Annotated in this window: 16 protein-coding genes, 1 tRNA gene and 1 rRNA gene; 2 read left to right on the forward strand and 16 right to left on the reverse strand. The window is 44.3% G+C overall.

Going from position 1 to position 24,281, the window contains the following annotated elements:
- Positions 1 to 246: 246 nt before the first annotated feature.
- The 3 genes from rpoC to pbp1b form a co-directional block, all read right to left on the reverse strand.
- Positions 247 to 3,891, reverse strand: coding sequence for a DNA-directed RNA polymerase subunit beta' (gene rpoC / locus D8792_RS06955; protein WP_125373452.1), 3,645 nt, complete (start codon positions 3,889 to 3,891; stop codon positions 247 to 249).
- Between the two features lie 38 nt (positions 3,892 to 3,929).
- On the reverse strand, positions 3,930 to 7,502 hold the full coding sequence (gene rpoB / locus D8792_RS06960; protein ID WP_125373453.1) for a DNA-directed RNA polymerase subunit beta: 3,573 nt from the start codon (positions 7,500 to 7,502) through the stop codon (positions 3,930 to 3,932).
- A gap of 415 nt (positions 7,503 to 7,917) precedes the next feature.
- Positions 7,918 to 10,329, reverse strand: coding sequence for a penicillin-binding protein PBP1B (gene pbp1b / locus D8792_RS06965; protein ID WP_125373468.1), 2,412 nt, complete (start codon positions 10,327 to 10,329; stop codon positions 7,918 to 7,920).
- Positions 10,330 to 10,528: 199 nt separating this feature from the next.
- Between pbp1b and tyrS the strand changes: the two genes are divergently transcribed.
- Complete coding sequence (gene tyrS, locus D8792_RS06970; protein WP_125373454.1) at positions 10,529 to 11,785, forward strand: tyrosine--tRNA ligase; 1,257 nt, start codon at positions 10,529 to 10,531, stop codon at positions 11,783 to 11,785.
- Between the two features lie 73 nt (positions 11,786 to 11,858).
- On the opposite strand, the gene D8792_RS06975 is transcribed toward tyrS, so the two are convergent.
- Together D8792_RS06975 and D8792_RS06980 are read right to left on the reverse strand one after the other, a co-directional pair.
- On the reverse strand, positions 11,859 to 13,937 hold the full coding sequence (locus D8792_RS06975) for a heavy metal translocating P-type ATPase (RefSeq protein WP_185758420.1): 2,079 nt from the start codon (positions 13,935 to 13,937) through the stop codon (positions 11,859 to 11,861).
- A 1-nt stretch (position 13,938) separates the two neighbouring features.
- Positions 13,939 to 14,217 carry a DUF6110 family protein gene (locus D8792_RS06980; protein ID WP_000910912.1) on the reverse strand — a complete coding sequence of 93 codons (279 nt, stop codon included), beginning with the start codon at positions 14,215 to 14,217 and terminating at the stop codon, positions 13,939 to 13,941.
- A 155-nt stretch (positions 14,218 to 14,372) separates the two neighbouring features.
- On the opposite strand from D8792_RS06980, the gene D8792_RS06985 reads away from it, so the two are divergent.
- On the forward strand, positions 14,373 to 15,221 hold the full coding sequence (locus tag D8792_RS06985) for a putative RNA methyltransferase (protein WP_125373456.1): 849 nt from the start codon (positions 14,373 to 14,375) through the stop codon (positions 15,219 to 15,221).
- A gap of 68 nt (positions 15,222 to 15,289) precedes the next feature.
- Here D8792_RS06985 and D8792_RS06990 read toward each other — a convergent pair whose 3' ends face one another.
- The 11 genes from D8792_RS06990 to rrf form a co-directional block, all read right to left on the reverse strand.
- Complete coding sequence (locus tag D8792_RS06990) at positions 15,290 to 16,420, reverse strand: ABC transporter ATP-binding protein (protein ID WP_125373457.1); 1,131 nt, start codon at positions 16,418 to 16,420, stop codon at positions 15,290 to 15,292.
- A gap of 199 nt (positions 16,421 to 16,619) precedes the next feature.
- On the reverse strand, positions 16,620 to 17,183 hold the full coding sequence (locus D8792_RS06995) for a DUF6287 domain-containing protein (protein ID WP_185758421.1): 564 nt from the start codon (positions 17,181 to 17,183) through the stop codon (positions 16,620 to 16,622).
- Positions 17,184 to 17,251: 68 nt separating this feature from the next.
- Positions 17,252 to 17,467, reverse strand: coding sequence for a heavy-metal-associated domain-containing protein (locus tag D8792_RS07000; protein WP_048765493.1), 216 nt, complete (start codon positions 17,465 to 17,467; stop codon positions 17,252 to 17,254).
- A gap of 20 nt (positions 17,468 to 17,487) precedes the next feature.
- Positions 17,488 to 19,734 carry a heavy metal translocating P-type ATPase gene (locus D8792_RS07005; RefSeq protein WP_125373459.1) on the reverse strand — a complete coding sequence of 749 codons (2,247 nt, stop codon included), beginning with the start codon at positions 19,732 to 19,734 and terminating at the stop codon, positions 17,488 to 17,490.
- Positions 19,734 to 20,177 carry a CopY/TcrY family copper transport repressor gene (locus D8792_RS07010; protein ID WP_125373460.1) on the reverse strand — a complete coding sequence of 148 codons (444 nt, stop codon included), beginning with the start codon at positions 20,175 to 20,177 and terminating at the stop codon, positions 19,734 to 19,736. Before D8792_RS07010 ends, D8792_RS07005 begins: the two co-directional genes overlap by 1 nt.
- A 146-nt stretch (positions 20,178 to 20,323) precedes the next feature.
- Positions 20,324 to 21,826, reverse strand: coding sequence for a zinc ABC transporter substrate-binding protein AdcA (locus D8792_RS07015; protein ID WP_125373461.1), 1,503 nt, complete (start codon positions 21,824 to 21,826; stop codon positions 20,324 to 20,326).
- Positions 21,827 to 21,835: 9 nt separating this feature from the next.
- Complete coding sequence (locus D8792_RS07020) at positions 21,836 to 22,642, reverse strand: metal ABC transporter permease (RefSeq protein ID WP_125373462.1); 807 nt, start codon at positions 22,640 to 22,642, stop codon at positions 21,836 to 21,838.
- Complete coding sequence (locus tag D8792_RS07025) at positions 22,635 to 23,345, reverse strand: metal ABC transporter ATP-binding protein (RefSeq protein WP_125373463.1); 711 nt, start codon at positions 23,343 to 23,345, stop codon at positions 22,635 to 22,637. Before D8792_RS07025 ends, D8792_RS07020 begins: the two co-directional genes overlap by 8 nt.
- Complete coding sequence (locus D8792_RS07030; RefSeq protein WP_125373464.1) at positions 23,342 to 23,785, reverse strand: zinc-dependent MarR family transcriptional regulator; 444 nt, start codon at positions 23,783 to 23,785, stop codon at positions 23,342 to 23,344. Before D8792_RS07030 ends, D8792_RS07025 begins: the two co-directional genes overlap by 4 nt.
- 168 nt (positions 23,786 to 23,953) lie before the next feature.
- Positions 23,954 to 24,027: transfer RNA gene (locus tag D8792_RS07035), tRNA-Asn, on the reverse strand.
- 5 nt (positions 24,028 to 24,032) lie between these two features.
- Positions 24,033 to 24,148, reverse strand: a 5S ribosomal RNA gene (gene rrf, locus D8792_RS07040).
- Between the last annotated feature and the right edge of the window lie 133 nt (positions 24,149 to 24,281).

The following is a 24,281-nucleotide window of genomic DNA, read 5'->3' on the forward strand; positions in this document are numbered from 1 at the left end:
CCTTTTACTTAGTATATCGAATTTTTCCCTTCCTGTACAGCTAAGAGCCATATAAAATCAAAAAATACGCCATCATGCTTACTAGGAAGCTCCTTTCCTAAGCTTTTGATTCGATATGGCAACAAAATGGATATCTGAAACCTCCAGTTATATTCTAACTGCGCCCCTCCGTGCAAGCTAACAAAAAAGAAGAGAATACAAGATTCTCTTCCTGATAGACTTTTATATGTAAACTCAAGCAAGTTTTTATGATTCTACGCTTGTTTCAACTTCTTCAGTCTCTGCTGTTTCCACAACTTCGTCAATGATTTCAACTTCATTGATTGCTTGTGGTTCCAAGTTACGGTAACGAGCCATACCAGTACCAGCTGGGATAATCTTACCGATGATAACATTTTCCTTAAGGCCAAGGAGATGGTCTTTCTTACCACGGATCGCAGCATCTGTCAGGACACGAGTTGTTTCCTGGAAGGAAGCTGCAGACAAGAAGCTGTTTGTCTCAAGGGAAGCCTTGGTGATTCCCATGAGGACTGGACGAGCTGTCGCAGGCACACCGCCTGAGATAACCACATCACGGTTAGCATCTGTAAAGTCTGTGATATCCATGAGAGTTCCCATAAGAAGATCTGTGTCACCTGGATCCATGACGCGCACCTTGCGAATCATCTGACGAACCATTACTTCGATGTGTTTGTCGCCGATTTCTACCCCTTGGCTGCGGTAAACTTTTTGTACTTCAGCAAGCAGGTAAGTTTCAACAGACAAGACATCGCGGACAGCCAGCAAGTGCTTAGGCTGGATAGAACCTTCGGTCAAGGCAGCACCGCGGGAAACTTGATCGCCCACTTCTACCTTCATGCGGGCTGTAAATGGCACTACGTATTCGCCTTCACCAGTTGCACCTGTAACAAAGACTTTCTTAGTACGAGTAGATGCATCTTCTTCGATGGCAGTAACTTCACCCTTGACTTCAGTGATGACCGCTTCCCCTTTCGGATTGCGGGCTTCAAAGATTTCTTGGACACGAGGAAGACCCTGAGTGATATCGGTATTAGAGGCAACCCCACCCGTGTGGAAGGTACGCATGGTCAGCTGTGTACCAGGTTCCCCGATAGATTGGGCAGCGATAGTTCCGACTGCTTCACCGACTTCAACAGCATCACCAGTCGCCAAGTTGATACCGTAACAATGACGGCAGACACCGTGGCGAGTGTTACATGTAAATACGGAACGGATAGTAACTTCTTCCACACCAGCATTGACAATCTCACGCGCCTTGTCTTCTGTAATCAATTCATTTGGACCGATGATAACTGCGCCAGTTTCTGGATGTTTAACCGTCTTCTTAGTGTAACGACCATTGAGACGCTCTTCCAGAGACTCGATCATTTCCTTGCCTTCTGTGATAGAAGTGATGAGCAAGCCGCGGTCTGTACCACAGTCGTCCTCACGGATAATCACATCTTGAGCAACGTCAACCAGACGGCGAGTCAAGTAACCTGAGTCGGCTGTCTTGAGGGCCGTATCCGTCATACCCTTACGGGCACCGTGAGTAGAGAAGAACATTTCCAGAACGGACAGACCTTCACGGAAGTTAGACAAAATTGGCAATTCCATGATACGTCCATTTGGCGCAGCCATCAGACCACGCATACCGGCCAACTGGGAGAAGTTAGAGATGTTACCCCGGGCTCCAGAGTCCATCATCATAACGATAGGGTTCTTCGGATCCTGGTTGGCAACCAAACGTTTTTCCAATTTCTCACGAGCTGCCCGCCACTCAGCAGTAACTGCATTATAGCGCTCATCATCGGTAATCATACCGCGACGGAATTGCTTGGTGATTTGGTCCACGCGCTTGTGAGACTCTTCGATAATCTCTGCCTTGTCTTCTACGACTGGAATGTCGGCAATACCCACTGTCAAACCAGCCAGAGTAGAATGGTGGTAACCTAGGTCTTTCAAGCGGTCCAGCAGGGCAGATGTTTCTGTAGTGCGGAAGCGTTTGAAGATTTCAGCGATGATATTTCCTAGATTTTTCTTCTTGAACGGAATATTTAACTCTAGAGCTTCAATGGCAGACTTAATGTCTTTACCAGGCTCCAAGAAGTATTTAGCTGGAACACCTTCTGTCAAGTTAGCATTCGTTGGCTCTTGTAGGTAAGGCAGCTCTTCTGGCATGATATCGTTGAAGAGAATCTTACCTACTGTAGTCATGAGGATCTTGTGTTTTTGATCTTCTGTCCATGGCTTATTGAGACTATCTGTCGCGATACCCACACGAGTGTGCAAGTGGACATAGCCATTACGCAAGGCCATCACGGCTTCATCACGGTCTTTAAAGACCATGCCTTCGCCTTCACGACCTGCTTCTTCCATGGTCAGGTAGTAGTTACCCAAGACCATATCCTGAGATGGTGTTACAACCGGTTTTCCGTCTTTCGGATTCAAGATGTGCTCAGCAGCCAGCATGAGGATACGAGCTTCAGCTTGAGCTTCTTCAGACAATGGAACGTGAATGGCCATTTGGTCACCGTCAAAGTCGGCATTGTAGGCTTCACAGACCAATGGGTGCAAGCGAAGAGCTTTACCGTCAATCAGAACTGGCTCAAAGGCTTGAATACCCAAACGGTGAAGGGTCGGTGCGCGGTTAAGGAGCACCGGGTGTTCTTTGATAACATCTTCCAAGACATCCCAGATACGCTCATCGCCACGCTCTACCATGCGTTTAGCAGCTTTCACATTCTGTGCATAGTCACGGGCAACAATTTCCCGCATGACAAACGGCTTGAAGAGCTCGATCGCCATTTCACGTGGCACACCACATTGATACATCTTCAATGTCGGACCAACAGCGATAACGGAACGGCCTGAGAAGTCAACCCGTTTACCCAGCAAGTTTTGACGGAAACGTCCTTGTTTCCCTTTGAGCATGTGACTCAAAGACTTAAGTGGACGGCTACCTGGACCTGTGATCGGACGACCACGACGACCGTTGTCAATCAAAGCATCCACCGCTTCTTGCAGCATCCGCTTCTCATTTTGAACGATGATACCTGGTGCATTCAACTCGAGCAAACGAGCTAAACGGTTGTTCCGGTTGATAACGCGGCGGTAGAGGTCGTTCAAGTCAGATGAGGCAAAGCGGCCACCATCCAATTGAAGCATTGGACGTAGATCTGGTGGAATGACTGGCAGGATGTTGAGAATCATCCATTCTGGCTTATTGCCAGAACGATAGAAGGCATCCAAAACGTCCAAACGACGAATAGCCTTGATTCGTTTTTGACCAGAAGCTGTTTTCAATTCTTCTTTAAGAGCCGCAATTTCTGTTTCCAAATCCACTTGTTTCAGCAAGTCTTGGATCGCTTCTGCTCCCATCTTGGCAACGAATGAACCTGCACCATATTCACGGAGGCGCTCACGATACTCGCGCTCAGTCATGATAGACTTGTGCTCCAGTGGTGTTTCCTTAGGATCAATCACCACATAAGCCGCAAAATAAATGACTTCTTCTAGGGCGCGCGGACTCATATCCAGAGTCAAGCCCATACGGCTTGGGATTCCCTTGAAGTACCAAATGTGAGAAACCGGTGCTTTAAGCTCGATGTGCCCCATACGCTCACGACGAACCTTAGTCCGTGTTACTTCAACACCACAGCGGTCACAAATAATCCCTTTGTAACGAATCCGTTTGTATTTACCGCAGGCACACTCCCAATCCTTGGTTGGCCCGAAGATCACCTCGTCAAAGAGGCCTTCACGTTCTGGCTTCAAGGTCCGGTAATTGATTGTCTCAGGCTTCTTCACTTCTCCGTAAGACCACGAGCGGACCTTACTTGGAGAAGCTAGGGTGATTTGCATACTTTTAAATCGATTTACATCAACCACTATTTCTTACCTTTCTTATTTATCTAATCAGCGACGAATTATTTTTCTTCATTTCCTTCAGCATCAAAAGCTGCTTTAGCTTCTTGAGCCTGTTTTTGACGTGCTTTTTCCAGATCGTCCACATGGATCACATCTTCATCCATGTCTTCATCCAAGTCACGAAGTTCCACTTCTTGGTCATCTTCGTCAAGGACACGCATGTCAAGACCAAGAGATTGCAATTCTTTCACAAGAACTCGGAAGGATTCTGGAACACCTGGTTTTGGAATTGGTTTCCCTTTAGTAATCGCTTCATAAGCTTTCAAACGTCCGTTGATATCGTCAGACTTGTAAGTCAAGATTTCTTGAAGTACATTTGACGCACCGTAAGCCTCTAGGGCCCAAACTTCCATTTCCCCGAAACGTTGTCCACCAAACTGAGCTTTACCTCCGAGTGGCTGTTGGGTAACGGTTGAGTATGGACCAACTGAACGGGCGTGGAGCTTATCGTCAACCATGTGGTGGAGCTTGATCATGTACATGACACCGACAGAAACGCGGTTGTCAAATGGCTCACCAGTACGACCATCATAAAGAATTGTCTTAGCATCGCTATCCATACCAGCTTCACGAACTGTAGACCAGAGATCTTCTGAGCTTGCTCCGTCAAAGACCGGTGTCGCAATGTGGATGCCCAAGTTACGAGCTGCCATACCAAGGTGGAGTTCCATAACCTGACCGATATTCATACGGGATGGCACCCCAAGTGGGTTCAACATGATATCAACTGGGGTTCCGTCTGGCAAGTATGGCATGTCTTCCACAGGAACGATACGGGATACAACCCCTTTGTTTCCGTGACGTCCGGCCATCTTATCTCCGACCTTGATCTTACGTTTTTGAGCGATGTAGACACGCACCAACATGTTAACACCTGATTGTAGCTCATCACCGTTAGCACGGGTAAAGATCTTGACATCACGAACAACACCATCGGCACCGTGTGGTACACGAAGAGAAGTGTCACGTACTTCACGAGACTTATCACCAAAGATAGCATGCAAGAGACGTTCTTCAGCTGAAAGGTCTTTTTCACCCTTAGGGGTTACTTTACCTACAAGGATGTCGCCTTCCTTAACTTCCGCACCGATACGGATAATACCCATTTCGTCAAGGTCTTTAAGGGCATCTTCACCAACGTTTGGAATTTCACGAGTGATTTCTTCAGGCCCAAGCTTTGTATCACGTGTTTCTGATTCGTATTCTTCGAGGTGGACAGATGTATAGACATCGTCTTTCACCAGACGCTCACTCATGATAACCGCATCCTCGAAGTTGTAACCTTCCCATGTCATGTAGGCAACGATTGGGTTTTGTCCCAGCGCCATTTCTCCATTTTCCATAGAAGGTCCGTCTGCGATAAAATCACCTTTTTCAACAACATCGCCAACTTTTACAAGAGTGCGTTGGTTGTAGGCAGTTCCTGAGTTAGAACGGCGGAATTTTTGAATGTGGTACACATCTAGTGAACCGTCTTCACGACGAACTTCTACCTTATCCGCATCCGCATAGGTAACTTTCCCATCATACTGAGCAATAACAGCTGCTCCAGAGTCGTGGGCTGCTTGGTATTCCATACCAGTACCAACGTAAGGCGCTTTTGGATCAATCAAAGGCACAGCCTGACGTTGCATGTTGGCACCCATGAGGGCACGGTTGGAGTCGTCATTTTCCAAGAAAGGAATACACGCTGTCGCCACGGCAACTACCTGCTTAGGCGATACATCCATGTAGTCTACTTGGTCTGAAGGGAATTCTTGGTTATTACCTTGGTGGCGTCCCATAACGATAGGCTCAGCAAAGCCACCTTTTTCATTCAGCTTAGAGTTGGCCTGAGCTACGATAAATTCATCTTCCTCGTCAGCTGTCAGCCAAACGATTTCGTTGGTTACCACACCAGCTTCACGGTCTACCTTACGGTAAGGTGTTTGAATAAATCCGTATTTGTTAAGGTGCCCGTAAGAAGACAAGTTATTGATCAAACCGATGTTTGGTCCTTCAGGCGTTTCAATCGGACACATACGACCATAGTGAGTATAGTGCACGTCTCGCACTTCATAACCAGCGCGGTCACGTGTCAAACCACCAGGTCCTAAGGCAGAGAGACGACGCTTGTGAGAAAGCTCAGACAGCGGATTGTGTTGGTCCATGAACTGAGACAACTGAGAAGAACCAAAGAATTCTTTAATAGCAGCAGTTACTGGACGGATGTTGATGATTTGTTGTGGAGTCAGCACTTCATTGTCCTGAACAGACATCCGTTCACGAACATTACGCTCCATCCGAGAAAGGCCAAGTCGAACTTGGTTGGCCAAAAGTTCACCAACCGCACGAATACGACGGTTCCCTAAGTGGTCAATATCATCCACACGGCCGACACCTTCTGCCAAGTTGAGAAAATAGCTCATTTCAGCCAAGATATCAGCTGGTGTTACAGTCCGAACCTTGTCAGATGGGTTCGCATTGCCAATGATGGTCACAACACGATCTGGATCGCTTGGTGCGACGACCTTGAACTTCTGCAATTCTACAGGCTCTGTCAAGACAGCTGAGTCGTTTGGAATATAAGTGATTTTGTTCAAACCATTGTCCAACTGCTCTGAAATGCTGTCGATCACACTGCGAGTCATAACCGTACCAGCTTCGACAAGGATTTCACCAGTTTCAGCATCTACTAGATGTTCTGCTAATGTTTGATTGAGCAGGCGGTTCTTGATGTTGAGCTTCTTGTTAATCTTGTAACGACCAACTGCTGCCAAATCATAACGATGTGGATCAAAGAAACGTGCCACAAGCAAGCTACGTGAGCTTTCAGCCGTCTTAGGCTCACCTGGACGAAGACGCTCGTAGATTTCTTTCAGAGCTTCATCCGTACGAGAGTCCATTGGGTTCTTGTGGATGTCTTTTTCGATGGTGTTGCGCACCAAGTCGCTGTCACCAAAGATGTCCAAGATCTCATCATCACCTGAGAAACCAAGCGCACGCACCAAAGTAGTAAACGGAATTTTACGAGTCCGGTCAATACGAGTATAGGCGATATCTTTTGAGTCTGTTTCTAACTCCAACCAAGCTCCGCGGTTAGGAATAACAGTTGAACCGTAGCCAACTTTACCATTTTTATCAACTTTATCGTTGAAGTAAACCCCTGGCGAACGCACCAACTGAGACACGATAATCCGCTCACCACCGTTGATGATGAAGGTTCCCATTTCAGTCATGATTGGGAAGTCACCAAAGAAGACTTCCTGCGTCTTGATTTCACCAGTTTCCTTGTTAATCAGGCGGAAGGTCACAAAGATTGGCGCTGAGTAGCTAGCATCGTGGATACGAGCTTCTTCCAGCGTATATTTAGGCTCACGGATTTCATAGCCGACAAATTCCAATTCCATGGTGTCGGTAAAGTTTGAAATAGGAAGCACATCCTCAAAGACTTCCTTCAACCCATGGTCCAAGAAATCTTTAAACGAGTCTGTTTGAATTTCAATCAAGTTTGGTAAATCAAGAACTTCTTTAATTCTTGAAAAACTACGACGGGTCCGATGTTTCCCGTATTGAACGTCATGTCCTGCCAAGTTTCTAACTCCTTTTTTATAAAGTACAGAGGGAGGAATCGGAGAGAATTGAGATTTACCGATTATTGAAATAATAACCACCTACCTCTCATATCACACTCTTCTTCACTCTTACCAAGGGGAGACCCCTTTCTACGCCATTGACTCTCGTCAAAACAGCTACAATCAGTCCCTTTTGCTAAGTTTTTAGAATCTTTAAATTTGCGTTACAAATCTTAGAATTCTGAAAAATAGACACAAAAAGAGCAGCTAAATCTGACTTATAAAAAGTTTGATTTAACTGCTGCAAGCTTTAATCGGACAATATTTCAATTAAAGCACACGACAAATTATTGATACTATTATACCGTATTTATCTAGAAATTGCAAGGCTTTCCTCTGCTTTCTGAAAAGTTGAAAAGCCGTTCTTGATGTCCTAGTTTCCCTGCCGGTTACTGCTAGAATTAGTCCCATTATTGGAACTGGAGTTGGAATTAGAGCTAAAATTAGAGGTATAGATTCCCAAAATTGCTCCCCAAGCTCTCTGATAATCCGCATCTGATGCACCAATACTAAAGCGGTAGCTCGTCGTAGGCGCGCCATTCTTAGCCCAGTAGCTAGGAACGGTCGGACCGCTTAGATTGATGGAGCGACCATTGATTGTGACGGTTCCTGGTCTTTCTCCAGTAGACTTGAGAACATCAGACTTGATAACGCTCGAATCAAGATTGAACTTCTCTCCGATTCCCCAGGCCTCTGGATCCACTTCATAAATGGCATTGGCCAGATAAGCCATATAGGCTGCATTATTATTGTAGCCTGTTAAGGCAGCCATAGAGGTATTGTCATCATGACCGATCCAACCTCCAAGGGTCATCCGAGGAGTGGAAAGCATGAGCCACATATCACCATTGCTGTTGGTTGTACCAGTCTTGCCAATCCAATCTGCACCTGCCAAAGTGCCATTGACTTGGCTAATTCTTGATTTAAAGGTCGTAGTTGCGCCAGAATTGAGCACGCCTCGCATCAGGTGCTGCATAATCGTCGCAGCAGCAGGTGAGTAAACCTGAACTGGTTTGGCCTTATGCTCATAAACTATCTTACCGTCTGGAGCTGTGATCTTTTCAATCATATATTTTTCTTGGTAAGAGCCATTATTAGCCAAGGTCTGGAAGCCGTTGGTATGCTGGGCAACCGAAACCTCGATCCCCCCACCCATTGGTAGACTTTCAATGTCATAGTTGTCAATATGATAGCCCATTTTTTCCATATAATCTCGGACATTCACACCCTTCTCGCGAAGTGCACGATAGGTCCAATAAGCTGGAATATTCCAAGAAGTATTGAGGGCTTCCTGCAGATCCATCATGCCTGTCCCGCGACTGTCCACGTGCATAATCGGCTCACCACTAGAGAAATTCGTCGGATAATTGGAAAGGACACTTGCACTTCCCATCAGACCTTGGTCAATGGCAATCCCATAAGCTAAAATCGGCTTGATAGTCGAACCCGGAGATCTTTCCGTGTCAAAAGCATGGTTGTTTTGGTTGGAACTATAGTCTCTACCACCGACAAAACCAATGATAGCTCCTGTTTTATTGTCCTGAAGGACATTCCCAACCTCGACCATTCCTGTCCCATCATCCAAGAGACCACCGTAGTTGGCAACAGCGTTCTGCATCGCCTGATGAATAGAATGATTGATGGTTGTCGTAACCGTATAGCCACCCTCGCTCAGCTCTTTTCGAGCCAACTCCTGATAAGCTTCAACCGTTGCATTATTTTTTAATTCTTGCTGGGATACATTATCCCGCTGGATCAAGTACTGATACATGGCCGTCTGCGCTTCTGAAAAGGCTGTATGGTAGAGGTAACTATGTGAGCTCTTTTGCAGACTCTCCGTCTGCTTGAAATCCTGCGTCAGATCATGGTCTTTATATTGCTGATAGTCGGCCTCGCTCAGTCGGCCTGTGCGGTACATATTATATAAAACATGCCGAGCCCGCTCTAGACCTAAAGCCATGTCATCTGGACTCTTCATGCTACCATCAGAGGCATAAGGCGAATAGACAATCGGACTCTGAGGCAGTCCTGCAATAAAGGCAGCCTGTGGAATAGTCAAATCTTTGGCTGATACACCAAAAATCCCTTGGGCTGCTTCTTCCACTCCAGCAATATTTTGTCCTTTGTTATTCCGACCAAAAGGTGCCACATTCAAATAAGCAGTCAGAATCTCATCCTTGGATATATAGCGTTCCAGAGCCAAAGCATCAACAATCTCTACCGCCTTCCGCTTGAAAGTCGGAGCATCTCCCACAACCTGCTGCTTGATCAACTGCTGAGTTAAGGTAGAGCCCCCGCTGGATGAACCAACTCCAACTACAGAACCCAAGGTTGCCCGCAGAACCGCCTTGGGCACAACACCATTGTGAGTTTCAAAATTCTCATCTTCCGTCGCAATGATAGCATTTTTGACATTATCAGAAATCGCATCGCTGGCAACTGGGATCCGCAACAAATCATTATCGATTTCAGAAATCAACTCTCCGTTAGCATAGGTCAGCTTCGAAATCCCAGAAATCTTATTGACCTGACTTACCAGCTCCTCCTGCTTCGGCACGGAGACATCACTAAAAAGGCTGGCGGCATAGCCCAATCCGAGTCCAGCCCCCAATACTATTCCAAAAAAGATAAATACAAAAGCGACATTTAAGAGTAGTTTTACTGTCCGGAAAATAACGGAAACAATATCCAGTACCGACCATGTCTCTCCTTTTGGCTTAGACTTCTTAGCAGGTGAGGGTTCCCCCTTACCAAACTGCCTTAACTTTTTTATAAATGGTTTCAACATAGATTCTCCTTATCAACTATTATAACAAACATCAGCAGATTATATCAAGAAAGAGCTAATTCTAGCGCTTTTACAGGAATTATTTTCTGGCTACTCATTGCTATTTGTCGCGTTTATGATACAATAGAGGGATAAAACAAAAAAATACTTGAGCAAGGGCAAAATCCTTTGCTATCTTAGAAAAGGAGAGACAACTATGCACATTTTTGATGAGCTAAAAGAGCGTGGTTTGATTTTTCAAACGACTGATGAAGAAGCTTTGCGTAAAGCCTTAGAAGAAGGGCAGGTCTCTTATTATACTGGATACGATCCAACAGCGGACAGTCTTCACTTAGGTCACTTAGTAGCTATTTTGACCAGCCGCCGCTTACAGTTAGCTGGGCATAAGCCTTATGCCCTCGTCGGTGGTGCAACAGGTTTGATTGGCGACCCATCCTTTAAAGATGCAGAGCGTAGCCTGCAAACCAAGGAAACCGTTGATGGCTGGGTTCAGTCTATCCAAGGGCAACTGTCACGCTTTCTTGACTTTGAAAACGGCGAAAACAAGGCTGTCATGGTCAACAACTACGACTGGTTTGGCAGCATCAGCTTCATTGACTTCCTCCGTGATGTTGGTAAATACTTCACTGTCAACTACATGATGAGCAAGGAATCCGTAAAAAAACGGATTGAAACAGGGATTTCTTACACAGAGTTTGCTTACCAAATCATGCAAGGTTACGACTTCTTTGTTCTTAACAAAGAACATAACGTAACCCTGCAAATCGGTGGTTCTGACCAGTGGGGCAATATGACTGCTGGTACTGAATTGCTTCGTCGTAAGGCCGACAAGACTGGTCACGTTATCACCGTTCCCCTTATCACCGATGCGACTGGTAAGAAATTTGGTAAATCAGAAGGAAATGCTGTTTGGCTCAATGCTGACAAAACTTCTCCATACGAAATGTACCAATTCTGGATGAATGTCATGGATGCTGACGCCGTTCGCTTCTTGAAAATCTTTACTTTCTTGTCGATGGATGAGATTGAAGACATCCGCAAACAATTCGAAGCAGCTCCACACGAACGCTTGGCTCAAAAAATCCTCGCTCGTGAAGTCGTGACTCTTGTCCACGGTGAAGAAGCCTATAAGGAAGCCCTCAATATTACCGAGCAACTCTTTGCTGGAAACATCAAAAACCTTTCTGTCAAAGAACTCAAACAAGGACTTCGTGGCGTGCCAAACTACCAAGTACAAGCTGACGAAAATCTTAACATTATCGAAATCCTCGTGTCAGCTGGTGTGGTCAACTCAAAACGCCAAGCCCGCGAAGATGTTCAAAACGGAGCTATCTATGTCAACGGCGAACGCATTCAAAACCTGGACTATGTTTTGGGTGACGCAGACAAACTTGAAAATGAACTCACCGTTATCCGCCGTGGTAAGAAGAAATACTTCGTCCTTACATACTAAAACATTCAAAACTTATCCACACAAACAAAAGGAGTTACTCTTCCCTGAGATAACTCCTTTTGCTTATGGTTGATTAAAATCTTCTTACATATCTATTCTTAACAGAAAGACTACGAAGTACAATTCGCAAAGTTGTGAGGTTATGTAAGATAGAAAGATTGGAAGGACTAAGCCAGTTAAATAAACCAAAGCCAATCAGACTACTGTTTACGACGACAGTTTCTTGGATATTCTTCTGAATCAGTTTTTGCAAAGACGATGAAAGAGAGTCTAATTCTTCAAAAAAATCCAAGCGATTATCTAATAATAATATATCGCTCATTTGCTTAGAAATATCTGCACTTTCATTCATCACAACACCAATATCCGCAAGGGTTAGAGCTGCCGAGTCATTCAGGCCGTCTCCGACCATTAAGACAGTATGACCAGATTGCTGTAACTCCTGCACCAATTCAAATTTTCCATTAGGTTTCAAATCTGTATAAACTTGATCAAACGGCAAATCTTTTACAAGTTCTTCCGTTCTAACCAAGGTATCACCTGTTGCTAAAATCAGTTTCTTTCCTTGAGCTTTGAGCTTTTCTAAGGCAACTTTTGCTTCTTTTCTCAAAGGAGTATGGATACAGAACATCCCAATAAGATCATTGCGATAGCCCAAGAACAGTAGATTGTAGTGATTCTTATATTCTTCGATCAGGGCATTTTGTTCAGGACTAATATTGATTTGCTCGTCTTGCATCAGGACAAAATTTCCGATGACAACCGATTCACCATCAATTTGAGATTTAATTCCCTTGCTTGCGATATATTGGAGTTTCCCATGCATTTCCTCATGTTCAATTCCTTCTATTTCAGCTTGCTTGACAATTGCATTAGCGATTGGATGATAGATATGCTCCTCTAGACAAGCACTAATTCTTAAAACATCTTCCTCGTTATAATCACCAAAAGGTAGAACCTTTTCAACTAGAGGATAGCTAGTTGTGATGGTGCCTGTCTTGTCAAAGAGGAAAGTATCAACTTCTAGATATTTTTCTAGAACATCCCCATCCTTAATAACCATTTCACGGTTCAATCCCTCCTTGATAGCTGTCAGGTAGGCTACAGGCGTGGAGATTTTCAAAGCGCATGAAAAATCCACCAATAGAAAAGAAATGGCTTTTGAGAACGAACCTGTTAACAGATAAGTCAAGGCAGCACCTAAAAAGTTATATTTGACAACCTTGTCCGCCATCTTGATGAAATAGCGTTGTTTGGTCTTCTTGTTCTCTTCGGATTTCTTCATCAACTCAATCAGTTGCAAAATCCGACTATTCATTTGGTTGTCCGTTACACGAATGAGCAATTCGCCAGTCTCTAAGACAGTATTAGCACAAACGAGATCGGCTTCTCTTTTTTCAACTGGAAAGCTCTCGCCGGTCAAGGAACTTTCATTGACCATTCCTAATCCTGAAACCACTTGGCCATCAAACAAGATTTCATTCCCTTGGGAGACAACTAATACATCGTCTACTTGAACATCAGAGCTCTTGATGCTGATGACCATGTCACCCTGCACTAAGAAGACATCACTTTCTTTTGCAAGAAGACTCTGTTCTAAATCTGTTGCAGTTTTTTTCAAGGACCACTGATCTAAATGATTCCCCAAATCAAGCATAAACATGATATTGCTAGCTGTCTTGGATTGGTTCATAAACAAGGACAATAAAATCGCCGAACAGTCCAAGACTTCCATCGTTAGTTCCTTACGCGCTAGTGTTTGATAGGCTTCTCTAATATAGCCAAAAGCCTGATAACAAGTCCATATATAGCGAATAGGATACGGCACAAAACTACGAAAAAGTACACGCTTAACCGCTGCACCTGAAACAATAGAATAAGCACTCTCTTCTCTACGAATGGGAAGAGTCATCAAGTCCGAAACTTTCCCCTTATCAATTCTTTTTAAAAAGGCCTCTGCATTTTCTAATACAGAGAAGCCCTCTTTCATACGTAGAGTAAAGTGCTGCTGATCTATATAAAACTGAATAGAGTCGATCCCTTTTTCATCTCTAGCCAAGGAACGAAGATAATCTTGAATATCCAAGGTCAGTGAAAAAGAGGATGATAATCGGATATGTTGGTATCCTCTATGTAGCACTTTAAAAGACATATTATTCACCTGTCAGGCTATCTAGTTGTTCTTCTTTCTTTTCCTGTTCGTATAAATATTTAGCGTCTTGTAAAACATCATCACCGTGTTGTTTTACAACAGAAACAGATGCATCCAGTCCATCTTTCAATTTGTAACCTTTAGCCAAGGCCTTAGAATAGGCTTTTTTAGCTTCTTTACTTGCCAAGACCTTCAAGCCAAGTGTCCCAAATGCTACCCCTCCTAAGAAGAGAGATGATTTTTTCGCAACTTTTGCGACGGTTAATACTTCTTTTAACATATTTATTTCCTCCTTTGTAATCATTATATATAAAATTAAGTTCAAAAGCAATCATAAATACTCCTACAGGGTATCCCTTTATATTTCTTCATTTTGTATCAAGAAAATTGAAGCAAATCTTGATTTCAAGATTCACTTTTGCTAGACTTAAAACTATGAATACAAACTTGAAACCAAAACTCGCTCGCTTTGCCACAGCGACCGCCTTTGCCTGTCCCATCTGCAAGGAAGAACTACAGCTGATGGAAAATAGCCTCAAATGCCCCCATCGGCATTCTTATGACTTGGCCAAGTTTGGCTATGTCAATCTAGCACCTCAAATCAAGCAGCCCAAAGACTACGATAAGATAAGCTTTCAGAATCGGCAGTTGATTTTAGAAGCTGGATTCTACCAAGCTATCTTAGAAGCTGTCTCGAACTTACTTGCTAGCTCAGAAACTGCCAAAACAGTCTTAGATATTGGCTGTGGCGAGGGCTTCTATTCTCGCAAACTCCAAGAAATTCATCCCCAAAAAACCTTCTATGCCTTCGATATTTCAAAAGATTCTATCCAGCTAGCAGCCAAGAGCGACGGCAGTTTCGCAGTCAATTGGTTCGTCGGTGATTTGGCCAAGCTACCGCTACAAGATGCCAGCATGGACATCATTTTAGACATCTTTTCTCCAGCCAATTATCAGGAATTTCGGAGAGTCATGTCTGACAATGCCCTCCTCATCAAGGTCATCCCCACCGAGCGCCACCTTCAGGAAATTCGCCAAAAAGCCGCTAGACAGCTCAGCAACAAGGATTACTCTAACCAAGAAGTCATTCAGCATTTCCAAGAGCACTTCGATATAATCTCCGAGATTACTGTCGAGTCCAGCCAGTCCTTGACTGCCGAAAGCCGAGCAGCTCTTTTAGCAATGACACCCCTGCTCTTTCATGTCAAGCAAGACCATATCGACTGGACTGACCTCACCCAAGTGACCATTGCAGCTACCATTCTTATCGGAAAAGCAAAATAAAGAAAAGATAGTCCGCAGACCAAATGTATTCCGTTTAGCTTGCTGACTATCTTTTTTAAACTCATATTTTAATAAACTGTTTTCTCTGTTTCGAAATCAAAGAAATGCGCCTTGTTCAAGTCAAAGCCAAGGTCAATACCAGCACCTGTCTCCAAGTGGTCACGAGCATCTACACGTGCGATGAACTCGCTGTCGCCAACTTGGCAGTAAAGGTGAGACTCAGATCCCAAAAGCTCAGAGACAGAGATGGTCGCATGAACCACAGAGTCTGGGAAGGTCTCTAAGAAAGCAGGCTCTGTATTGATGTCTTCTGGACGAATACCGAAGATCAATTTCTTACCGTCATAGCCCTTCTCACGCAGCACCTTCAGTGTTCCTTCTGGCACTGTCAAACGCAAGCCATTGGCAACAATTTGATTTCCCTCGAGTGTCACAGTGATAAAGTTCATCGCCGGGCTACCGATGAAGCCTGCCACAAACTTGTTAACTGGATTTCTATAAACTTCCTGTGGACTACCGATTTGCTCCACTCGACCAATGGTTCCAGTGCCAGCAGGATTCTTGGTTGCTGACATGATAACAATCCGGTCTGCAAGCGTCATGGCCTCTGTCTGGTCGTGGGTAACGTAAATGGTTGTTGCTCCGATACGGCGGTGGATTTTGGCAATCTCAGCACGCATGGACACACGCAGCTTCGCATCTAAGTTTGACAAAGGCTCGTCCATTAGGAAAACCTTTGCATCACGCACGATAGCCCGACCCATAGCAACACGCTGACGTTGACCACCTGACAAGTCCGCTGGCTTACGATCCAAGAATTCCTTCAAACCAAGGATTTCAGCCGCTTCTTGCACCCGTTTATCAATATCTTCCTTGCTGTACTTACGCAATTTCAATCCGAAAGCCATATTGTCATAGACTGTCATGTGTGGATAGAGGGCATAGTTCTGGAAGACCATGGCAATATCACGGTCTTTCGGTGCCACGTCATTGACCACTTTACCGTCGATTGACGCTGTTCCTTCTGTGATATCCTCAAGTCCCGCAATCATACGAAGCGTTGTGGATTTACCGCATCCTGACGGACCGACGAAAACGATAAATTCCTTGTCCTTAATGTCCAAATTAAAGTCTTCAACAGAATAGTGCTCACTATTTGGATACTTCTTATAAATATTTTTTAGATTTAATTCAACCATAAGTTCCCCTTTACTTTATGTGAAAATAATTGCCTTTGAAACCCCTAAAAATTTCAAAGCGCTTTCATAAAAATATTATATCCTTTTTTAATTATTATTTCAAGCATTTATTCAAACGTTTGCACAATTTTTTATCATTTCTTGAAAAATCCTTCTTTCAAAATAAAAAAAGAGGATAGAAAATTTCTATCCTACACGACTAGTTAGTAACACGATAATAAAATTGACCTTGTTCATCAAAGCTATTCATCCCAACTCCCGTCCACAGACGATCTTGGCTGGCATCTGAGCTATCTTGGAAATTTTCTTTATTCGCAAGCTTGATACCTTTTGGAATGAATTCTAGCAAGAAACCACCAGTTTCACCGCCGTATACACCGCCAGAAGCTGTTCCATAATCCGTTAACGATGCTCCATACAGCTCATAGCTATCAGAAACTAACCCTTTATCATTGAACACCAGCTGGTGACCAGCAGCATTCTGCCAGGTTCCTTTTACACTAGAGTAGTCTCCATTGGCCAAGGCCGAAATATCCATTGCTTTTTTCTCCTCTTGCGTCTTTTCTGGACTAACTTCTGCTGAGCTTTGACTGCTTGTTGCAGAAGAAGACGATTCTACAACACTCTGGCTAGAAGCTACTTGAGAAGATTCCTGAGTAGTACTCGAACTTGTCTGAGTAGAATTAACTGACTTACTAGAGCAGGCTGCCAAAGTCGATAGAGCGAGACAACATAACAAAGGATAGACTATTTTCTGCTTCATGGCTTTCTCCTTATCCATTAAATGATTACTAGTATTATAGACTTTTTCGGTCTATTTTACAAGTTAGCTCAGTTATCCTGCACCGCTAAGACCTTATAGATGGTTTTGCTCAAAGCCGCCTGATAATCCTCTACAGTCAGGGGGCTCTCTGTAATAATTTCCGCAGTCTGCTTGTCCAAATCTACTGTCACATCTGACACTCCCTCCATAGACAGGAAATGCTGGGTGACGTGTTTGACACAATTTTGACAAGATAAGTTTTCTAATTGGACTGTTTGTTTCATAGTTTTATTCCTCCATATATTTAGTTCATTTTAAAACGTCCTAGACGCAGAGCATTGACGACAACCGATACTGAGCTCAAACTCATAGCCAGACCAGCCAACATCGGATTGAGCAAGGGACCGCCGAAAAGATGCAATAGCCCCATAGCAATCGGGATACCTAGTGTATTGTAGGCAAAGGCCCAGAAGAGATTTTCCTTAATATTGCGGATGGTCGCCTGACTGAGCTTGATGGCCTTGACTACATCCTGCAAATCACTATGCATGAGCACTACATCTGCCGACTCAATAGCCACATCAGCTCCTGATCCGATGGCAATTCCCACATCTGCCTGGACCAGAGCTGGTGCATCATTGATACCGTCCCCTACCATAGCCAGTTTTTTCCCAGCTTCTTGTAAGTTCTTGATAGCTGCCGCCTTACCATCTGGCAATACTCCTGCGATAACTTTTTTGATTCCAGCTTTCTGAGCAATGGCTGCCGCGGTTTCTTCACGATCCCCTGTCAGCATGATGACTTCTAGTCCCATAGACTGGAGCTCCTGCACCGCCTTCAGGCTGCTGGACTTCATCTCATCTGCTACCGCTAAAATACCAGCCAGCTGTCCATCTACTGCGACAAACATGGCTGTTTTTCCTTCCTGGGATAGCTCCAACAACTGTTCTTGAAAGGCACTGCTGTCAATGTTCTTTTCTTTCATCAATGACTCATTTCCCACCAGAAGCCATCTGCCCTCAACCTGAGCTGACAAACCTCGTCCAACAATGGCCTCAAAATGACTGACAGGCAGCAAGTCAAACTCCTCCTCTTCAGCTGCTTCCAAGATAGCCTGAGCCAAAGGATGTTCAGAATGCTGCTCAGCACTGGCTATTAGTCGTAACAAGTCAGACCGATTCAAATCACTCAAGGGCAGCAGATCCGTCAGACTGGGCTTACCAACTGTAATCGTCCCCGTCTTATCAAGAACAATAGTATCCAGTTGATAAGCAGCCTCCAAAGCTTGACCAGACTTAATCAGAATTCCATTTTCAGCCCCTTTGCCAGTCCCAACCATAATAGCTGTCGGAGTGGCTAACCCCAGCGCACAAGGGCAGGCAATGACCAGCACTGCGATAAAGATTGACAGGGAAAAGCTAAGACTCTCACCAGCTAGAAAATACCAGCCCAGCGCGGACAAAGTAGCCAAGCCCAGCACGATTGGGACAAAATAGAGCGAAATTCTATCGGCTAAGGCCGCAATCGGTGCCTTAGACCCCTGCGCTTCTTCCACCAATCTAACAATCTGGGCTAAGGTCGTATCCGAACCCACCCTAGTTGCTTGGTAGTCAATACTACCATTTTGATTGATTGTTGCACTGGTAATAGTATCGCCGACCTTCTTTTCAATCGGGACACTTTCACCTGTCATCATGGACTCATCCACAAAGGTCTGCCCCTCCGTCACAAGACCATCTACCGGCATACGCTCTCCTGGCTTGATACGGATAATATCTCCAACTCGGATGTCCTCTGTATCAATGGTCACAGCCTCTCCATAGCGAATCACTGTCGCCTGACTAGGTACTAGCTCAAGCAGAGACTGAATCGCCTGAGACGTTCTTCCCTTGGCTGAACTTTCCAGATATTTACCCAGAAGAACTAAGGCAATAATCACTGCAACAGACTCAAAATAAAGCTGATGAACAAAGGCATGATGACCTAGAAAAACCTGACTGACCGAGTAGAGGCTGTAGAAAAATGCTGCGCTGGTCCCCACCGCAATCAAACTATCCATATTGGGATGTCGCTTGATAAGATTGCGAAATCCTCTCTGATAAAAGCCACGACCGATCCACACAGCAGGCAGAGTCAAAAGCAGTTGTGACAGAACGAAGACCAAGGGATGCGCCACATGTTCCAAGAAGTTAGGCAGAGGAAGGCCAATCATACTGCCCATAGAGATATAAAGCAAGGGCAGAGCCGTAAGCAAAAGAATCAGTAATTGCTGTTTCTTTTTTTGCAATTCCTGCGCTTTCATTGCAGCCTCTTCGCTCACATCGGACGGTCGGTCTTTCCCTTTTTCTTCTGCCTGATAACCAGCCTCGGCTACAGCATCCAGCACTTGCTGACTGTCAAATCCCGCCTTAGGAAGCAAACTGAGACGTTCTGTTGCCAGATTGACACTGACCTCCTCAACCGTTTCCAAGTCCTTGACCGCCATCTCTACCGTCATAGCACAGGCAGCACAGGTCATACCTGATAGCTTGTATTCTTTTTTCTCACTCATCAATGCGCCTCCTTTCCGTGCCCGCAGCGACACTGGCCTTGTGGGCAGTGACATTTAATTTCTAGCGGAGCCGAAGCTCTTTTTTTGTCTATAACATGACTGAGCCGCTCCAAGTCCCCCTGACTAAACTGATTGCCCTCAATCATTGAAATCAAAAGATCTCCGTGTTTAGTATTACAGATATTGTCAAAAAGAGCCTGCCATGTACTTTCTAGATGGTCTGCTTCTAAAATCCGAGCATCGTAGTAAAACTTGCCCTCGATTTTTTCCATAGCGATAAATTCTTTGGTTTTCAGACGATTCAAAAGAGTCTTGATTGTCGCCGGTTTCCAGGAAAAATCGGCTTCCAACCGCGCTATAATCTCTGTACTGCGACTATGGGGATAGGCCCACAGCACACGCATCACTTGCCATTCTGCTTGGCTCATATTTTGCTGTTCCATTGTTTAACACTTCCTTAATATTTACATTTGTAATCCAACTTATTATTAGTTTACATTTGTAATCGTAATTTGTCAAGTATTTTTATCGCTAATTTTCAAAATGTAAAAAAGAAGGCGGGATAGTCCCGTCTTCTTACTTTATTCTATTAGTGCGCCAACATCTCTTGGGCAATTTCTTGACCTGTCAACTTACTTGGATAGTAGGTCGGCCAATTTTCTAACTCATTAAAGAGTGCTTCCTGGCTCTCACCACCATAGAAGATGTGGAAATGAGCTGCCTTAGTCGGTGCAATATTGTGATCACTAAACTGAACATACTTGTACTGACCTGCATCTGCGTCTGTCGCTTCAAACATAAATCGTACTCCACGATTTCCCTTAGAGTAGGTCAGAGTGTGCTTACCAACGTATTTATAAGTATATTTCTTGGATTTTCCATCTACCACAAATTCCATGGTCTTGTCTGTGATATTGATATTGGAAACATCTGTCTTGTAGCCCTTGTCATAGTAGTCCTTGTATTCAGTTGCCGTCATCTTACCAGTCAGCTTAGCCTTGTAGTCAAAGACTTGATCCAAGGTACCGTCCTGCAGATAAGGGTAAACAGACTGCCACTCGCCAGCATAGTCAGACAAAGTCCGATCCTTGACGGCACTGTCTTCAAAGTAGCCATTTTGAACAGTCTTAGTATCTTCTTCTTTCTCAGCTGCAATCTCTGCTCCCTCTTGGTCCGTCGTTTTCTTAAGAGCCTTTAGATTAGCCTGCATGATCGAAATATAGTCTGCCCCATCCTTGGTCTGCTCTTCGGTCAAGCTTTCCAGTGGATTCAAGACATCTAATTCTACTCCTGTTTCCTTAGCCAAAGTAGAAGCCAATGCTTGAGAAGCATTCTCTTCAAAGTAGATATATTTGATTTTATTCTTCTTGATGTACTCCGTCAATTCAGCCAAGCGTGAAGCGGATGGCTCACTGTCTGGTGAAAGTCCAGAAATTGGCACCTGCTTCAAGCCATAGTCCAATGCTAGATAGTTAAAGGCAGCGTGTTGAGTAACAAAGCTCTTTTGCTTGGCGTTGGCTAAACCATCTTCAAACTCTTTGTCCAAGGCTTCCAGCTTCTTGATATAAGCCGCTGCATTTTTTTCAAAAGCAGCTTTCTTGTCAGGATAGGCCTTGCTCAGACTATCTCGAATGTGCTCCACCATTTTAATAGCTCGCTTCGGAGACAGCCAAACATGGGGGTCGTATTCATGATGATGCCCCTCCTCACCATGGTCGTGGTCTTCTTCCTCTTCACCACCAGGCAGCAAAAGCATATTTCCAGTCGCTTTGATAACCTTTTCTTCCTTATTTTTCAAGGTTTTTAGCAAATCAGGAACCCAAGTCTCCATATTTTCATTTTCATAGACAAAGGCATCTGCATCCTGAATCGTCGCAACTGCCTTAGCTGAAGGCTCATAATCATGCGGCTCTGTACCAGCCCCGATTAGAAGTTCAACATTAGCTCCGTCTCCAGTCACCTGCTTAGTAAACTCGTAAACCGGATAAAAAGTCGTGACAATATTGAGCTTGCCATCTGCATTTTTTTGATTGGAACAAGCTACTAAGAAAATACTCAGTAAGCCTGCTAATAGTAAACTAATTTTTTTCATTTTATGCTCCTATTTCATAAATTTTTTGACCAGATTGACCAGTAAGAACAAGCTGACGAAGATAATCGTAATGCTGGCGCTCGCTGGTGTCTCTGCATAGTAAGAAATATAAAGTCCGGCAATCATACCAAAGAAGCCGATGACGTTTGCCAGTAGAATAACTGACTTGAAATTTTTCCCAATCCGCAGGGCAATACTGGCCGGCAAGACCATAATGGTCGAAACCAGCAAGGCTCCCGCAGCTGGAATCATGAGGGCAATCGCAACACCCGTCACAATATTAAAGAGAATAGACATGGTCCGCACTGGCAGCCCGTCCACAAAGGCCGTATCCTCATCAAAGGTCAAGATATACATGGGGCGAATGAAGAGGAAGGTCAGGACGAGTACCACTGCCGCAATGACAAAAAGAGAAATCACCTGCTCCCTACTGATAGTCACAATGGAACCAAATAGATACTGGTCCAGACTCATGGCGCTGGAACTCTTTCCCTTACTCATAACAATCAAGGAAATAGCTAAGCCAGTTGACATGAGAATGGCCGTCCCGATTTCCATGAAATTTTTATAGATAGTCCGCAAGTACTCTAAAAAGACTGCTGCGATTATAACCACCACCACTGTTGTGAAGGTCGGTGACAAACCTAGAACTAGGCCAAAGGCCACACCTGCCAGTGAAACGTGACTAAGGGTGTCACTCATGAGACTCTGGCGCCGTAAAATCAAAAAAGTTCCCAAAATCGGTGAGAAGAGACTCATGGCAATCACTGCCAGAAAGGCTCGCTGCATAAAATCATAGGAAAATAAATTAAGCATGGCCCACCTCCTGCCCGCTGTCGCTTTCATGCACATTGAAGCAGCGCCAAGGCGAGTCCTGATTACGGACCAGATGAATGTTGCGGTCAGCATATTTGCGGACTTCCTCCGGATCGTGCGTAATCATCAAGACAGCTTTCCCATGCTTATGAGCACTATGGTGCATGAGCTTGTAAAATTCATCCTTACTTCCGGCATCCATCCCTGTTGTCGGCTCATCTAGTACAAAAATATCCGGATCTGAAGCAAACATCCGCGCAATTACAGCCCGCTGCTTCTGGCCACCCGAAAGTGAACCAATCCGCTTATCTCGATGTTCCCACATTCCAACCGACTCAAGGCTAGCCTTGATATGCTCCTCATCGTGTTCATTCAAACGACGAAACCAGCCCTTACGTGGATAACGTCCCGACTTAACAAACTCGTAAACCGTGCTAGGAAAACCTGCATTAAAACTAGCAATCTGCTGAGGAAGATAAGCAATCCGCAGTTTCTTACCTCGCTCATTGGTCTTGGAAATCTTAACCTCACCATGCTTAGGCTGCAAAATTCCCAGACTAGCCTTGACAAGTGTCGTCTTAGCAGCCCCATTCTCCCCCGTCAAGGTTACAAACTCGCCACTATCCAGAAAATAGTGTATATGCTCCAACACAGGCTCCTTGTCATAGTAAAAGGACAGATTTTCCACTGTGATATATCTCATTTCCCAATTTCTCCAATCAAACCATCCAAAAATTTCACAATTACCTCCTGCTCATCAGAAGAAAATTGTTCTGCCAATTTCTGGTAGGTGTCTAAGGTGTGCACATGATGGTGCTGATGCTCTTCCGCAATCGGCTGCGCTAAGTCAGTCAAACGGTAAAAGGTAACCCGTGCATCTCTCTTATCTTTAAAAGCTTGCAGCATCTCTTGCCGAACCAAAGATTTCACAGCCTTAGTCACAGCAGCTTGACTCACATTCAGTTTTTTTGCTAAATCAGAATTTGTCAAAGATTCCTGAGACAAGAGCATCAAAATATGCTCCTGCGTATTCGTTAGCCGTACATGACTCGTACAAGAACCGATCAAAATTTCATGTTGATTCTCAGCTGTCAATATGACCTCATTCAAAAAATGATTAATTTTTTCTGCTAAATGATTCATTCTTCGCTCCCTTTCTTAACCAGTTGAAACTTTACCGGTTAATTATACCACAAAAAAGAAAAGAGTCAAGCTCCAACTATAGTAACACCCTGATTCTAAAACAATGCAAAAGCATCGATAGAGAGAAAGAAAAAAGAGCTAACTGCTCTTTTCTCATATGCTCATTTACTCCGCCAGTAGGACTCGAACCTACGACATCATGATTAACAGTCATGCGCTACTACCAACTGAGCTATGGCGGATAATAGCTAAGCGACTACCATATCTCACAGGGGGCAACCCCCAACTACTTCCGGCGTTCTAGGGCTTAACTTCTGTGTTCGGCATGGGTACAGGTGTATCTCCTAGGCTATCGTCACTTAACTTGCTGAATTAACTTACAATATCTTATTGCCTTGTCAACTCAAAATTGAATAACTACTCAAAGCTCACAATACTTAAAAAACGCTGCGCTCAATGAAAATTGGATAAGTCCTCGAGCTATTAGTATTAGTCC

Origin of the sequence: Streptococcus cristatus (assembly GCF_003943505.1) — a bacterium.
In the GTDB taxonomy this organism is placed as follows: Bacteria; Bacillota; Bacilli; order Lactobacillales; family Streptococcaceae; genus Streptococcus; species Streptococcus cristatus_E.